This window comes from Streptococcus gingivalis (genome assembly GCF_035544715.1).
In the GTDB taxonomy this organism is placed as follows: Bacteria; Bacillota; Bacilli; order Lactobacillales; family Streptococcaceae; genus Streptococcus; species Streptococcus gingivalis.
The window spans coordinates 296,702-311,272 of record NZ_JAYKTO010000002.1 but is presented as its reverse complement, the minus strand read 5'-3'; the positions used below and the strand labels follow the sequence as shown (position 1 = coordinate 311,272).

At 45.1% G+C, this 14,571-nt stretch carries 15 protein-coding genes; 2 read left to right on the top strand and 13 right to left on the bottom strand.

The window, feature by feature from the left end:
• Positions 1-41 precede the first annotated feature (41 nt).
• Genes SM122_RS07815 through SM122_RS07795 form a run of 5 tightly spaced genes read right to left on the bottom strand, consistent with a single transcriptional unit; the run spans position 42 to position 4,467 of the window.
• Positions 42-446 (bottom strand): PTS sugar transporter subunit IIA, encoded by a 405-nt coding sequence (locus SM122_RS07815; RefSeq protein WP_003002366.1) that lies wholly within the window; start codon positions 444-446, stop codon positions 42-44.
• Positions 447-457: 11 nt separating this feature from the next.
• Complete coding sequence (locus tag SM122_RS07810; RefSeq protein ID WP_003002374.1) at positions 458-1,279, bottom strand: PTS system mannose/fructose/sorbose family transporter subunit IID; 822 nt, start codon at positions 1,277-1,279, stop codon at positions 458-460.
• Positions 1,266-2,180, bottom strand: coding sequence for a PTS mannose/fructose/sorbose/N-acetylgalactosamine transporter subunit IIC (locus tag SM122_RS07805; protein ID WP_003013827.1), 915 nt, complete (start codon positions 2,178-2,180; stop codon positions 1,266-1,268). Before SM122_RS07805 ends, SM122_RS07810 begins: the two co-directional genes overlap by 14 nt.
• A gap of 26 nt (positions 2,181-2,206) precedes the next feature.
• Entirely contained in the window at positions 2,207-2,683 is a 477-nt protein-coding gene (locus tag SM122_RS07800) for a PTS system mannose/fructose/N-acetylgalactosamine-transporter subunit IIB (protein WP_003009322.1), read from the bottom strand.
• Positions 2,680-4,467 (bottom strand): glycoside hydrolase family 35 protein, encoded by a 1,788-nt coding sequence (locus tag SM122_RS07795; RefSeq protein ID WP_324737934.1) that lies wholly within the window; start codon positions 4,465-4,467, stop codon positions 2,680-2,682. The genes SM122_RS07800 and SM122_RS07795 overlap by 4 nt, the downstream gene beginning before the upstream one ends.
• Positions 4,468-4,599: 132 nt before the next feature.
• Between SM122_RS07795 and SM122_RS07790 the strand changes: the two genes are divergently transcribed.
• Entirely contained in the window at positions 4,600-5,316 is a 717-nt protein-coding gene (locus SM122_RS07790) for a GntR family transcriptional regulator (protein WP_049472675.1), read from the top strand.
• A gap of 463 nt (positions 5,317-5,779) precedes the next feature.
• Here the strand turns inward: SM122_RS07790 and purB are convergent, their stop codons facing one another.
• Genes purB through purD form a run of 7 tightly spaced genes read right to left on the bottom strand, consistent with a single transcriptional unit; the run spans position 5,780 to position 11,451 of the window.
• Positions 5,780-7,078: an adenylosuccinate lyase gene (gene purB / locus SM122_RS07785; RefSeq protein WP_031572837.1), complete on the bottom strand. Its 1,299-nt coding sequence runs from the start codon at positions 7,076-7,078 to the stop codon at positions 5,780-5,782.
• 55 nt (positions 7,079-7,133) lie between these two features.
• Positions 7,134-7,361: a phosphoribosylaminoimidazole carboxylase gene (locus SM122_RS07780; protein ID WP_324737933.1), complete on the bottom strand. Its 228-nt coding sequence runs from the start codon at positions 7,359-7,361 to the stop codon at positions 7,134-7,136.
• Between the two features lie 8 nt (positions 7,362-7,369).
• On the bottom strand, positions 7,370-8,320 hold the full coding sequence (locus SM122_RS07775; RefSeq protein ID WP_324737932.1) for a ketopantoate reductase family protein: 951 nt from the start codon (positions 8,318-8,320) through the stop codon (positions 7,370-7,372).
• Positions 8,321-9,412, bottom strand: a complete 1,092-nt coding sequence (gene purK / locus SM122_RS07770; RefSeq protein WP_324737931.1) for a 5-(carboxyamino)imidazole ribonucleotide synthase — start codon at positions 9,410-9,412, stop codon at positions 8,321-8,323. It lies immediately after the preceding gene.
• Positions 9,399-9,887 carry a 5-(carboxyamino)imidazole ribonucleotide mutase gene (purE, locus tag SM122_RS07765; RefSeq protein WP_003015335.1) on the bottom strand — a complete coding sequence of 163 codons (489 nt, stop codon included), beginning with the start codon at positions 9,885-9,887 and terminating at the stop codon, positions 9,399-9,401. Before purE ends, purK begins: the two co-directional genes overlap by 14 nt.
• Complete coding sequence (locus tag SM122_RS07760; RefSeq protein ID WP_080554440.1) at positions 9,847-10,149, bottom strand: hypothetical protein; 303 nt, start codon at positions 10,147-10,149, stop codon at positions 9,847-9,849. Before SM122_RS07760 ends, purE begins: the two co-directional genes overlap by 41 nt.
• 39 nt (positions 10,150-10,188) lie before the next feature.
• Positions 10,189-11,451 (bottom strand): phosphoribosylamine--glycine ligase, encoded by a 1,263-nt coding sequence (gene purD, locus SM122_RS07755; protein WP_324737930.1) that lies wholly within the window; start codon positions 11,449-11,451, stop codon positions 10,189-10,191.
• Positions 11,452-11,633: 182 nt separating this feature from the next.
• Between purD and SM122_RS07750 the strand changes: the two genes are divergently transcribed.
• Entirely contained in the window at positions 11,634-12,653 is a 1,020-nt protein-coding gene (locus tag SM122_RS07750; RefSeq protein WP_155169914.1) for a GBS Bsp-like repeat-containing protein, read from the top strand.
• A 324-nt stretch (positions 12,654-12,977) separates the two neighbouring features.
• On the opposite strand, the gene purH is transcribed toward SM122_RS07750, so the two are convergent.
• The gene (gene purH, locus SM122_RS07745; RefSeq protein WP_155169916.1) at positions 12,978-14,525 is read right to left on the bottom strand and encodes a bifunctional phosphoribosylaminoimidazolecarboxamide formyltransferase/IMP cyclohydrolase; all 1,548 of its coding nucleotides are present in this window, start codon (positions 14,523-14,525) and stop codon (positions 12,978-12,980) included.
• Positions 14,526-14,571 lie beyond the last annotated feature (46 nt).

Sequence of the window (14,571 nt, the reverse complement as noted above, 5' to 3'; positions counted from 1 at the left end):
GAAAGGAGCCTGAGATGATGCTCCCAGACTCCCATACCAACCTACTCATCTTCATCATCATCAAGGTTTGACAAGAGGTCATTGACCTTGACAATACTTTCTTTTGCACGTTCAGGGTAGTCCCCTTCATTACCAGTCAGGCTACTATTGATGAACTCGATGACCATCGGAAGATTCATCCCTGCGTATAAGTCAATCGCACGTCCTTCAAGGATCAAGCGGCTCACGGTGTTGCAAGGAGTTCCTCCCAAGAGATCGGCAAATACAATATAGTCTTCTAGACCTTGGACGGTTGCTTCAAATTTAGCGGTAAAGTCTTCTGGCCCTTCTTCTGGTAAGAGTGCAACCGTATGGATGGATTCTTGTGGCCCCATAATCATCTCTGTGCTCGCTTTGAGCTCTTCACAAAAGCGACCATGGCTGACCAGTACTAACTCTTTTGCCATACCCTACTCCATTACTGCATGCCGAAGCAGAAATGACCAAAGGCAGAGAAGGCAATCGCTGCGACGATAATCAACAAGATAGCTTTAGTTGAGTTCATTCCTTTACGTCCAAGCAACCAGTAAATCACACCTGTGATAATAGCTGGAACCAAGCGTGGGAAGATCAAATTGAGCATGTCTTGGATATCGATGGCTTTGTCCCCGATGTGTGGCATCCAGGTTACATCCACATTGATCATCGTTGCAATCAAGGCACCGACCATGAAGATACCAAGTACAGAAGCTGCTTCGATCAAAGCTGTCAAGGTACTTTGCATGTTGTTGATTAAGTTGGTACCTTCTTTATAAGCGAATTCCAACTGTTTCCAACGGAAGATATCATAAGCAACTGCCACAGCAATCCAAAGGAAGATACCCCATGGTTGACCTTGTGACGCGATGGTTGCTGCAATAGATCCCATAATAGCTGGAACCAAAGATCCAAAGATAGAGTCTCCAAGAGGGGCAAATGGTCCCATGAGACCTGTCTTGATCCCGTTAACCGCATCTTTAGAGTTGACACCATCTTTTTCTTCCAAAGCCAAATCAAAACCAGTGATAATGGTGTGGAAGAATGGAGAAGTATTGAAGAATTGCGTATGCAATTTCATCATTTCTTTCAATTCAGGTGTGCCATCTCCATACATTTTCCGCAATTGTGGAAGAAGCATGTAAAGGTAACCAGAAGCCTGCATCCGTTCGTAGTTCCAACCTAATTGGAAGGTGAAGAGGCTACGTTTGTTGATTTGTTTAAAATCCTCTTTAGTGAGTTTGTAGTTATTAGAATTCGTCATCTTCAATTTCCCCGCTTTCTACATTGCTTGCTGGAGCAGCTACAACTGTACGTTGGCTGTTTTTAAAGTGTTGCACTGCAAGGAAGATACCGATGATGGCAACCCCGATCATAGATACAGATTTGAAGTTGTTTGTGAAGGCAACCATTTGTTCTTTTGGAAGTTTTGCAAACGCATCTGTTCCAAGCATAGCAGAAATTGCAGCACCAACACTTTGAACATTGCTGTAAAGCACTGTCAACATCGCTGTCAAGCCAAAACCAAGGGCAAGATAGTGAAGGTGACGTTTCACAGGCAAGTAGTGAAGCAAGATCGCAAATCCAAGACCAGGAAGCATACGTCCTGCAAGAGTCAAGCCGTTTGCGAACCATTGATATTTTGCAACAAAGTCAACAACAGATTGGACAAAAGCACCACCAAAGGCAAGAGCCAAGAAGACTGGAAGAGCACGAGAGAGAGCCCAAGGAACAGCACCAAGAAGGTAGTTGCGTTCAATTCCTTTATAATCAAAGCGTTCGATCGCCGCATCAATACGGTGTGCAAAGGCAGTAGTACTCATACGGCCAAGGATATCTGCATAGGTCAAGAGAGCAGCTACGGGAACGGCAATAGTTGAAATCGCAATTTCTGGTTTAATACCTTGCGCTACTGAAAAGGCAGTTGCAAGAACGGCACCAGAAGTGGCGTCAATACGAGAAGCTCCACCGAAAGTACCTACACCGAGCACTGTCAATTGGAGAGACGCTCCGATAAAGAGACCTGTTCCTAAATCCCCCATAACAAGTCCTGTAATGAAACCAGCAAAGACTGGTGAGCCTGCTGATGAAACAATCGTCAACTCATCACAGATTTGATAAGCTGAGTACAAAGTAAGTAGTAAAATTTGCCACCATTGTATCATGACAATTTCCTCCTAAAAATTTTCTTTTACTTTAATAACTTCATAAAGTCTTCTGCAGTGTCGTTTGGCACCATCTGAGACGTAATCTTTACACCTTTTTCGTGGATCTTGTTGAAGTCTTCCACGTCCGCGTCCACCACATTGATCGAGCGGGTAATCGCACGTGTCTCATCAGATTGAGACATATTGCCGACATTCAGCGTTTCAAGCTGAACACCTGCTTCGATCAAACGAAGGAAACGATCAGGTTTGCGAGCTACGATAAAGAGTCGTTGGCTATCATATTTTCCAGCCAAGATATTTTCCGCAGCCTTTGCGACTGGCAAGATACTGAGCTTAACACCAGGTGGTGTCGCTAGTTTCAAGCCACTTTTTTCAATATCATTTTGAGCGACTTCATCATCGATCACCATGATACGTGAAACATTTAGTTTGGTAGTCCAAAGATTGGCTACCTGCCCGTGGATCAAACGTCCATCGATACGGCATCCTACAATAGTCATAAGTTTTCCCCCTTTACTTCTTTGAATGTAGGTTGTTGAACAAGTTGAAGTGTCTCTTGGTACCGCCCTTCTGTCTCAAAGACGATCAGGCTATTGGCTCCTTCTTTGAGGAAGCCATGAGGCACGTAAAGTGAAGTGGTCGGTCCGACCTCCCAGAAGCGACCAAGGTTATGGCCGTTGACAAAGACGACCCCTTTCCCAAATCCTGTCATATCCAGATAAGTGTCAAGGGTGTGGTCCAGCTGAAAATCATATCGGTAAAAGGCTGGAGCACCTGTCTGCCATTCCTTTGAAAAATCGAGCTGACTGAGATCTTGTAAATCCAGTGGGTACTGCTTCCAATGAAGGTGGAAATGCAAATCCACACAGACACCTGTGCGAATGCCCTTGTGCTGGCTATCAGCTAAGAGCTTGTGGCCGTAGTTGACACGTCCCATATTCTCAAGCAAGATTTTTAAATTCGTAACCGCTTTCTTTTTTCCTTTGATAAAAAGATCTTCACCGATCTCTGTTTGGTATTGCGTTGCTACATGTTGATCATCCAGGTAAATCTGTACCCGATCCCGGCCATCAATGATGCGCAGTTTTTCTTCTTCCGCATCCAACTCAAGGTCTGTCTCATATAGCAGATAACCTGTGGTTTGCCCTAACCCTTCCATCTTTTCCGGATAGAGACTGGTTTTGACTTGAGCCAAATTGTCCAGATTCCCAAAAAGACTAGTCTTGGTTGCCAAATGTAAAGTCTGCTCTGGCAAACACTCTTTGATGAGTGGTTCTTGCTGTGGGTATTCCGGATAATAGGTCGCCATCATTTTTTGAATAGCATAATACTTCTCCGTCGGATTGCCCTGCTCATTGAGCAAAGCCCCATAGTCATAGGATGTCACCTGTGGCAAATCAAGCGTACCCCGAGCTGAGCAACCATTCATGAAGCCGAAATTGGTTCCGCCATGAAACATATAGAGATTGATGGAGCCGAGCTCCAAGACCTCATGTACAGCTTCTGCCAACTCCTCTGGGTCCCTTCGAATCACGGGTTCCTTCCAGCGGGTAAACCAGCCATCCCAGAATTCCATACACATCAAGGGCCATTTCTTGCCGTATTCGTCAAAGAATTCTTTCATCTGACCAAAGTTATAGGCTGCTTTGGAACCGAAGTTTCCCGTCACAAAGAGGTCTTCTTCAATCAGGGTTCCTGTTCTTAGCGTTGCTCGCCATGGCCCATCCGATGTAAAGAGAGGACAGGTCACGCCTTTTTCCTTCATCAAATCCCGAATGGCACGCAGATAATCCTTATCTTCTCCATAAGAGCCGTACTCATTTTCCACCTGCATCATGAGGATTGGACCACCTTGATCCACTTGGTAGGGTGTTAACAACCCAAGCAAGCGATCATAATAACGATCCACTGCTTCGATAAAGGCTGGGTCTGATGAGCGAATTCGCAGGTCTTCTTCCAAGAGCCAGGCTGGTAATCCACCAAATTCCCACTCTGCACAGATAAAGGGCGACGGCCTTACAATCATGTAAAGTCCAAGGGATTGGGCGGTTTGAATGAAACGCTCTAGATCCAATCGACCACTAAAGTCAAACTGCCCTTTGCGGGGTTCATGCGCATTCCAAGGGACATAGGTCTCAACCGTGTTAAACCCCAAAGCCTTTAGATTATACAAGGAATGATACCAGTCTGCTGGGTCAATTCGGAAATAATGGATCGCTCCGGACAAAATCTTGAAGGGTTGACCTTTTAAATAGAAAGCATCGCGAATCTCAAAAACTCCCATAAACGCCCCCCTTTCTTATATGTAACCCTTTTCATTTATTAATATAATAAATTATTTAAAAAATGTCAACACTTTTATAAAAAATATGTTAAAATAGGGTTAAATAAGAGAAATCTAAAGAGAGGTAGCACTATGGCAATTCCAAAGTACCAACACATCAAAGATGAATTGAAGCAGCAAATTATCTCCGGAAAATTTGAAAATGGAGATAAATTTTATACTGAAGCTGAACTCATTAAAATTTATGATGTCAGCTCTATCACCGTTGTCCGTGCTTTGAACGACCTCGCTGCTGATGGTTACATTGTCCGCCAGCAAGGAAAAGGAACCTTTGTTTCTCGTGCTCGAAAACACAAACTGGTTGAATTTTCAGATGTTGAAACCTTCCCAATCCAAAAGGCCAAAGTCAAAGTTCTCTCTATTAAACGTGGAAATACCTTAAGCATCCTAGACAAACTAGGCCTCAACCCAACGCAATTCTACTATAAGATCGAACGGACTCGCCAGACAGGGGATGATACCTATATCTTCCACCAAACCTATGTTCCTGAACAATACATCAATCCAAACTATCCAAATTTGGAATACTACAGCTCTATCTATGATCGCTTCAAAGAAGACTACCACATTCATATGAATGACGAACACTTCGAAGAAGTCAACGAAATCGTCTTTCCTACACCAAGCAAGGTTGCTAAAGTATTGAAGATCGACGAAAATTTCCCAACGGTCAAACAAGTGAAGACGACCAAGCTAGAAGCGACTGGCCAAATCCTTGAATACACGGAAACCTATAAACGCGGTGACTACTACAAGATCAAGTTCATCTCCTGTGACCGCGATCACTAAGAACCAAAAAGACTGAGACATCTCGGTCTTTTTTATAACTCCAGTATAGCATGTTGAAAACGATTTCTAAAGACCTCTTTAAAAATATATATAATTAGTGATAGTTTAGCTATAAAAAGTTTAAAAAGGGAGTGGGAAAGAACTCTGAAGAATTAAAAAAGATCGAAAAGGTTCCCCGAACCTTTTCGATCTTCCCACCCCCTCATAGCTTCAACAGTCTGGGAGACTGTTGAAGGCTGCAGATCAAGGAAACATTGCTTCCGTCACCATAGGTCATCTTTGGAGCTTCATAAGCGAACAAAGACTTAGGATACTTGCTTCACAACTCCTATCCACCACCTCAAAGCAGTGCTTTGAGCAATCAACCACTGCGTCTTGCAGTTATTCTTATCAAACATCAAAGGCTGGACAGTTTTTGCCCAGCCTCTTTCGTCTATTTTTCAAATTCCCTTTTTCGTTGCGATTAGTCACCCAAACCGATGCGTTCAAAAATTTCATCCACCCGTTTGGTGTAGTAGCTTGGGTTGAAGATTTCGTCGATTTCTTCTTGAGTGAGACGAGAAGTCACTTCTGGATCTGCTTCAAGAAGTGGTTTGAAGTCTACTTGGTTATCCCATGATTGAGCAGTCTTCGGTTGAACAAGGTCGTAAGCTTGCTCACGTGTCATGCCTTTTTCAATCAAAGTCAACATGGCACGTTGGCTGAAGATCAAACCAAATGTAGAGTTCATGTTGCGGATCATGTTTTCTGGGAAGACTGTCAAGTTCTTAACGATGTTTCCAAAACGGTTGAGCATGTAGTCAATCAAGATGGTTGTGTCTGGTGCGATGATACGCTCAGCTGATGAGTGAGAGATATCACGCTCATGCCAGAGTGACACATTTTCGTAAGCTGTGACCATGTGACCACGGATCACACGCGCAAGACCGGTCATGTTTTCAGAACCGATCGGGTTGCGCTTGTGAGGCATTGCTGAAGATCCTTTTTGACCTTTGGCAAAGAATTCTTCCACTTCACGTTGTTCAGATTTTTGAAGACCACGGATTTCAGTTGCCATCCGCTCGATAGAAGTTGCGATGCTCGCAAGAACTGCAAAGTACTCAGCATGAAGGTCACGAGGAAGGACCTGTGTAGAGATTTCTTGAGCACGGATACCCAATTTATCGCAGACGTATTTTTCAACGAATGGTGGGATGTTGGCAAAGTTCCCAACCGCACCAGAAATCTTACCAGCTTCCACGCCAGCAGCCGCATGCTCGAAACGCTCGATGTTGCGCTTCATTTCGCTGTACCAAGTCGCCAATTTCAAACCAAATGTTGTCGGCTCAGCGTGCACACCGTGGGTACGACCCATCATGATAGTGAACTTGTGTTCTTTCGCTTTGTCAGCGATGATGTTGAGGAAGTTTTCAAGGTCCTTGCGGATGATGTCGTTGGCTTGTTTGTATAGGTAACCATAGGCCGTATCTACCACGTCAGTAGAAGTCAAACCATAGTGAACCCACTTACGTTCTTCACCAAGCGTTTCAGAAACCGCACGTGTGAAGGCCACCACATCGTGACGCGTTTGCTGCTCGATTTCAAGAATACGGTCGATGTCAAAGTCCGCTTTTTCGCGAATCAAAGCCACATCTTCCTTAGGGATTTCCCCCAACTCAGCCCAGGCTTCGTCAGCCAAGATTTCCACCTCAAGCCAAGCACGGTATTTATTTTCTTCAGTCCAAATGTTCGCCATTTCTGGGCGAGAGTAACGTTCGATCATATTATTATTTTCCTTTCTTTTGATGTTTCACATCAGTTAGCAACCAACAGTCGTTTTATTCAAATTCTTCTTTCCCAATCCACACTGATGGATAATGATCCAGTGTATTCAAATCCGTATCTAACGGTAGATCATAGATGGCTAAATAGTTTTCAGGATATTGTGTAACTAGCTCTTCATACTTAGCTTTCACTTTTTCATGATCACTACTAGCATACAAGACTTCGACGACTGCTCCAGTCTTATCTTTTTCAACAAATGCGTTGACGATGAGTTGAATCATAAAACCTCCTAAATCGAAATGCCCTTCATATTTGCTTCCAGAATAGGCATCTTCACACCTAACTCCTGACCAGTCTGATAGACACTTTGACAACAATAGAAGATATCCTGTTTATCATTGTGTAAGGTCATAATTTTTCGAGTCAGCTCATTTTTCGCAAACATGATTTTCATGGCTTTTCCGGCTATCCAAGCAGGGATTTTGTATGGCAAGAGCTCGGCTTTATAAAGCTTCAAATTCACGCCACGCGCTTCTACAACTTTCAAAGCCTCTCGAATGGCCTTGATGGCTAATGATAATTCCGAAGAACTATTCATCAAGTTCAAAGCCAATTCTTCTGGATTTTCCAGATTTCCCGAACGTGCGGCTGTCGAAGTAACACCTGCGTTAATCGCCATGTGAATCCAAATCCACTCGACCATATCATGAGGCACTTCCCACTTCAAATCTGCAGAAGTCAGTAAAGTCGTCAAATCAGAATAGTTAGAAATGTGTGCTTTTTGCTCAGCTTCTAGCATTAAATGGTCAAACAAGACACCATCCAAATGGTCCTCCTGCATGTGACCTCCAGCTGTCGGAAAGGCCAGAATATAGTCGTAATCCCCTGCCCACTCTTGGACCTCTTTTCGAGTATCCCAGAAATTGCAGAAGAAAACAAGGGTACCTTTGATATTATTTTTTCGCAAGGTCTCCACAGCTTCTTTGACACACCCATGACGCACACTCAGAAAAATAAAATCATATTCCGAATCAGCTTCCGCCACATGAACCTCATAGGTATCATGCTTGTTCTCACCCTTGGAATGATAGCGACCATCTAGCAGATCAACCGACAACTCCTTCGGAGCTGTGCTTTTCTTACTATCTCTCAGCACGTGTTCCACTTGATGGCCTGCTTTTTGAAAGGCGTAGGCATAAGTGGTCCCGATGACTCCAAGTCCTAGAATCGCTATTCTCACTTAAAAATCAATCCCTTTCCCAAACTCCTCAACCTCATCTGGCACATCACTAAACAAAGTCACATGTCCCATTTTGCGGTTGTGCTTTGCTTCTAGTTTACCATATAAGTGGAGGTGAGCGCTTGGATTTTCTGTCACATATGTTTCAGCAGCCTCGACGTGTTGGCCGAGAACATTGAGCATAACAGCAGGCGCATGAAGCTGGATTGCTGGAAGTGGTGCTCCGAGAACACCCAAGATATGGGTGTCGAATTGGGAGAAGTCACAAGCTTCAATCGAGTAATGGCCTGAGTTGTGTGGACGTGGAGCAATTTCGTTGACAATGATGTCATCAGCGGTTGCAAACATTTCCACGCAGAGAGTTCCAGACAAGTTAAGCTGTTCTGCAATTCGTACTGCCATGGCTTTGGCTTTTTCAGCTAGACTTTCTGAAATGCGAGCAGGCACAATGGTTTTTGAAAGAATGTTGTTACGGTGGATATTTTCCTGAACGGGGAAGACTGTCACATCCTTGCCATTTCCAGATACGATGACAGAAATTTCAAGGTCGAAGTTGACAAACTCTTCTAAAACGCAGTCTGCTGAATCAGCTAACGCATAGGCTTCTTCCAAATCTGCTTCTGAACGAATAACCTTTTGACCATGGCCATCATAACCACCGGTCGCCGTCTTGAGGACATAGTTTTTCGACAGGTCGATATCTGCCAAATCCTGGCTTGAGGTCACGACCTTGTATGGTGCTACAGTGACTTGGGCCTTGTTAGAAAGAAAGTCCTTCTCAAAGATTCGATTTTGAGAGATGCGGAGTAGGTCTGTCCCTTGAGGAAGCTGACCATCTTTGATAACAGCATCCAAACCGTCAGCATCCACATTTTCAAATTCATAAGTGAGAACATCACAGCGATCCGCCAACTGACGAAGAGCATCTACGTCGTCGTAAGGGGCCACGATGATTTCCGCCACACGAGAGGCCGGGCAATCAGCTGCTGGATCCAAGGCGATAACCTTGTGTCCCATGTAGATAGCTGAGATCGCCATCATCTGACCGAGCTGGCCACCACCGATGATCCCAATGGTTTTAGTTGAGCTCATTTGTAGACTCCTCTGCAATTTTTCCTTGTTCTTCTGCGAAATCCGCTAACGCTGTCGCAATAGCCTGGTCCTCTACTGAAAGAAGACGAAGGGCAAAGAGGGCTGCGTTAGTCGCTCCAGCTTCACCAATCGCCATGGTTGCGACTGGCACACCACCTGGCATCTGAACGATGGAATAGAGCGAATCCACACCGCTAAGGGCACGTGATTTGACGGGTACCCCGATAACCGGAAGGGTCGTTTTAGCTGCGACCATCCCTGGCAAGTGAGCTGCACCACCCGCACCCGCGATGATGACCTTGATGCCACGGCTACGTGCTTCTTCGGCATGTTTGAACATGAGATCTGGTGTGCGGTGTGCGGAAACAACTTTCTTTTCGTAAGCGACACCAAAGTTATCGAGGACTTCAGCGGCTTTTTGCATGGTTGCCCAGTCAGATTTTGAGCCCATGATGATGGAAATTACTGGTTTCATAGTTAATAATATCCTTTTCTTTTTTGATAATGGTCTTAGGTGGTGGGGACGGAAGCAAACCTTCGGTTTCATTCCTAAACTTTGAGCCTAAGGTCTCAAAGTTTCCCCCGACCAGAACATTCACTGTTCTGGTCTTTTCACCACGGCGACCATTATCGGGTTTGGCGACTTCGTCGCCTAAAATAGCAATGATATTTGAAAACTCGAAGAAAACCACAGAGTGACAAGGCAAAGCGACGAAGATAGAACTAACGTTCAGCAAGGAGCTTTAACACAGGCAATCGAAGGTTTTCAAAGAGTTTTATTTGTTAGCCTTACTACCAATATCGTTTCGGTAGAAGAGGCCTTCTGTGTTTTGTTTGTTGAGTTGGTTATAGATGATGTTTTGACCATCTTTGACGGTGTCTGCGGTTGTGACCAGCATGTAGACACGTCCGCCGTTTGAGAGGAGGTCTTGGCTATTTTCAGCGAATTTGGCACCAGCATAGTAAGTGATGATGTCCCCATCTGTCTTGGCTGGAAGTTTGACACCCTTCTCATAAGCGAGTGGGTAGCCGTTTGAGGCTACAACCACGCCCAATGTCACACCCTTGTCCGTCCAAGTGATGGCTGGCTCTTTGCCATCCAAAATGTCAGTGATATTTTGCGCAAAGTCAGATGTCAAACGAGGCAAGATGATTTGCGTTTCAGGATCTCCAAAACGAGCGTTGAACTCGATGACTTTCGGTCCATCAGCTGTCAAGATTAGCCCCACGTAAAGGACACCTAGGTACGGACGCCCTTCTTTGATCATGCCTTCAAGAACTGGCTTGACAATGGTGTCAACCGCTGTGTCAACCACGCTCTGTGGCAAGTGAGGAACTGGCGCATAGGCACCCATTCCACCAGTGTTAGGACCCTTGTCACCATCGTAGGCACGTTTGTGGTCCTGAGCTGTTGGCATGATGTAGAACTTGTCCCCATTGACAAAGGCAAAGAGAGAGAACTCTTCCCCGTCAAGGAATTCCTCGATGATCACACGCGCACCAGAGTCCCCAAATTTATTGTCCAAAAGCATCTCGTGAGCGGCTTCGACGGCTTGCTCAACCGTCTCCGCAACGACGACACCTTTCCCAAGAGCTAAGCCGTCTGCCTTGACGACGATTGGAGCACCTTTTTCCTCGATGTAGGCCTTGGCTTCTTCGAAATCTGAAAAAGTCCCATAGGCTGCTGTCGGAACGTCGTATTTGACCATGATTTCCTTTGCAAAATCCTTAGACCACTCAAGCTCAGCCGCAGCCTTGGTCGGACCAAAGGCTTTGAGTCCAGCCGCATTGAAATCATCCACGATACCAGCCGCAAGGGCATCATCTGGACCGATAAAGGTCCAAGCAATATCGTTGACTTTTGCGAAGTCAATCAGCTTAGAATGTTCGGATATTCCGATATTGATCAAATCTAGACCATCTAATCGCATCCCGTCATTACCAGGAGCCACAAAAACCTGCTCAACGTCTGTAGACTCCAACAATTTCTTAGCAATCGCATGCTCACGACCGCCAGATCCAACAACCAAAAGTTTCATCTCGAACCTCTTTTGCGAATTATTTTATTAAATTATATCATAATCGTTCGTTTTATTCTAATGATTTCAGCAAAAGCCTCCTATTTTCAGTAGAATCCAAACATTTTTTGCTATTTCCTCCTATTTCTCATTTTTTTCCGAATAGTATAGGTGAGACCTACTAATTGACGAAAAGGAGTATTATGCAAACAATCAAAAAATTTGTTGTACTGACTTGTGCGACATGGGGGATGCAAGCCTCTATTGCCCATGCAAATCAAGCGACCAATGCTATCTATGCCGAAAAAGGGCAGCTGGTGATTCATCTTGGAAACGTCCCGGATAAGTATCAAAAAATCCAAGTTCCCGTCTGGTCTGACCAAAATGGCCAAGATGACCTGATTTGGTATCCAGTGGAACGCAGTGACAAAGGATTTGATCTACAAGTGCCATTGACCAATCATTCTGATCAAGCTGGACTTTATCATGTCCATGTCTATGGAGTGGAGGCAAATGAACAGCTAACCGGTCTTTACCCTCTCACGACCAGCGTCCAGCAAAAAGACCTGGCTTCCTCCCAGCCAAAGATTACGATCACACCCATCTCCCAACAAGAATTTGAGGTAGACCTAAAGTTGTTCGAAGACGTTGACGAGATTGTCTTCCCCATCTGGTCTGAAGAAAATGGGCAGGATGATCTGGTCTGGTATCCCGCAAAGAAGGTCGCACCTGGACATTTCCAACTGCGCTTTCAAGCTCAAAAACACAAGGGAAATGGGCTATTTCACCTACATGTCTATCAGAAAAGCCAAGGACAACTAAAAGGACTATTCCCCACTACCTTTCAAGTGGAAAAGGCAAAGCCAAAGCTCACGCCACTCGCGACACATCCAGGGAACACCTATCCCATTGGTGAATGTACCTGGGGAGCCAAAGAATTAGCCCCTTGGGCCCATAACTGGTGGGGAAACGGTGGCATGTGGGCAACTAGTGCACGCGCTGCGGGATTCCGGACAGGAGACATCCCAGAGGTCGGTGCCATCGCCTGTTGGGACAATGGGGGATATGGGCACGTCGCCTTGGTTACGGATGTCGAACATGACCAAAAAATTCAGATCCAAGAGGCTAACTACAACGGCCATCGCTATATCGACAACTTCCGCGGTTGGTTCGATCCAACCAACCCCATCTGGGGAACCGTCACCTATATCTACCCAGATTAAGGCCTTCATAACCAGCAGAAAGGGAGTGGGAAAGAACTCAGACTATTTAAAAAAGGTTGAAAAGGTTCCCCAAACCTTTTCAATCTTCCCACCCCGCACAGCTTCAACAGTCTGGGAGACTGTTGAAGGTTGTGGATAAAGGAAACTTTGTTTCCTTCATTAGGTTATCTTTGGAGCTTAAAAAGCGAAAAAAGATTTAGGAAACTTGCTTCGCAAGTCCTATCCGCCACCTCAAAGCAGTGCTTTGAGCAATCAACCACTGCGTCTTGCAGCTATTCCTATCAAACATCAAAGGCTGGACATTTTTTGCCCAGCCTTTTTTGATTAATGTCTAAAATGTCTCACGCCTGTAAAGATCATGGTCAAACCATATTTATCAGCCGCTTCGATTGACTCTTGGTCACGAACGGATCCTCCTGGTTGGATGATCGCTTTAATCCCTGCTTTAGCGATTTCTTCCACATTATCCGCAAATGGGAAGAAGGCATCTGAAGCAAGAACAGCGCCGTCAAGACGGTCTTTAGCTTGGTCAATAGCGATACGGACTGAAGCCACACGATTGGTTTGACCTGGGCCGACACCAAGTGTCATGTGGTCATTGGTCACGATGATACCATTTGATTTGACATACTTGATCGCTTTCCAAGCAAACTCAAGAGCTGTCGCTTCTGTCTCAGTTGGTTGGCGTTTCGTCACCACTTGCCAGTCAGCTGGACTTTCTTTCACCACGTCTTGGTTTTGAACGAGGAGACCGCCAACAACACCAGTGTATTCTGCTTCCACTTCACTATCATCTTGAGCGTCAAATGGTAGCTCAAGAATCCGCAAGTTTTTCTTCTTGGTAGTCAAGATTTCAAGCGCTTCGTCTGTATAGCTTGGCGCAATGATGATTTCAAGGAAGACACCGTGCATTTTTTGAGCTGTCGCAGCATCTACCTCACGGTTGAGAACCACGATTCCACCGAAAATCGATACTGGGTCAGACTCATAAGCGTAGTCCCACGCAGTTTCGATATCGTCAGCTTGACCAATGCCACATGGGTTCATGTGTTTAAGAGCCACAACGGTTGGACGGTCTTTGAAATCACGGATGATCCGGATAGCCGCATCAGCGTCACGGATATTGTTGAAGGACAATTCTTTCCCGTTCAACTGTTTCGCTGAAGCGATGGAGTAATCCGTTGGCAAAGCTTTTTGGTAGAAGTCTGCGTCTTGTTGAGGGTTTTCACCATAACGCATTAGTTGCTTAAGGTCATAAGTCAATGTGAGTTTTTCAGGTTTTTCTTCACCCACTTGAGCAGTGAAGTATTCTGCAATCAAAGCATCATAGGCTGCTGTATGACGGAAGACTTTCGCTGCCAACCGTTGACGAGTTTCGTAACTTGTTTCGCCGTTTGCTGCCAATTCGTCAAGCACAACAGCATAGTCAGCCGGATCTACCACAACTGTTACGCTAGCGTGGTTTTTAGCTGCTGAACGAAGCATAGATGGCCCACCAATATCGATATTTTCAACCGCATCCGCGTAAGTCACGTCTGGTTTAAGGATGGTTTCCTTGAATGGGTAAAGGTTGACCACAACAAGGTCAATCAATTCGATATTATTGTCTTTGGCCGCTTGAAGGTGGCTATCGAGGTCACGACGAGCAAGGAGACCACCGTGGATATTTGGGTGGAGAGTCTTCACACGACCGTCCATCATTTCTGGGAAACCAGTCACATCGTCGATAGCAATGGTATCAACACCAGCATTGTCAAGGGCAACTTTAGTCCCACCTGTCGAGATGATGTCCCAACCGAGTTTTTTGAGTTCTTGGGCAAATTCAACAATGCCCGCTTTGTCTGAAACACTAATTAGTGCGCGTTTAGTCATTTTTTCTTTCTTTTCCTTTTTTAAAAAGTTCTTTATCTGCTACAGT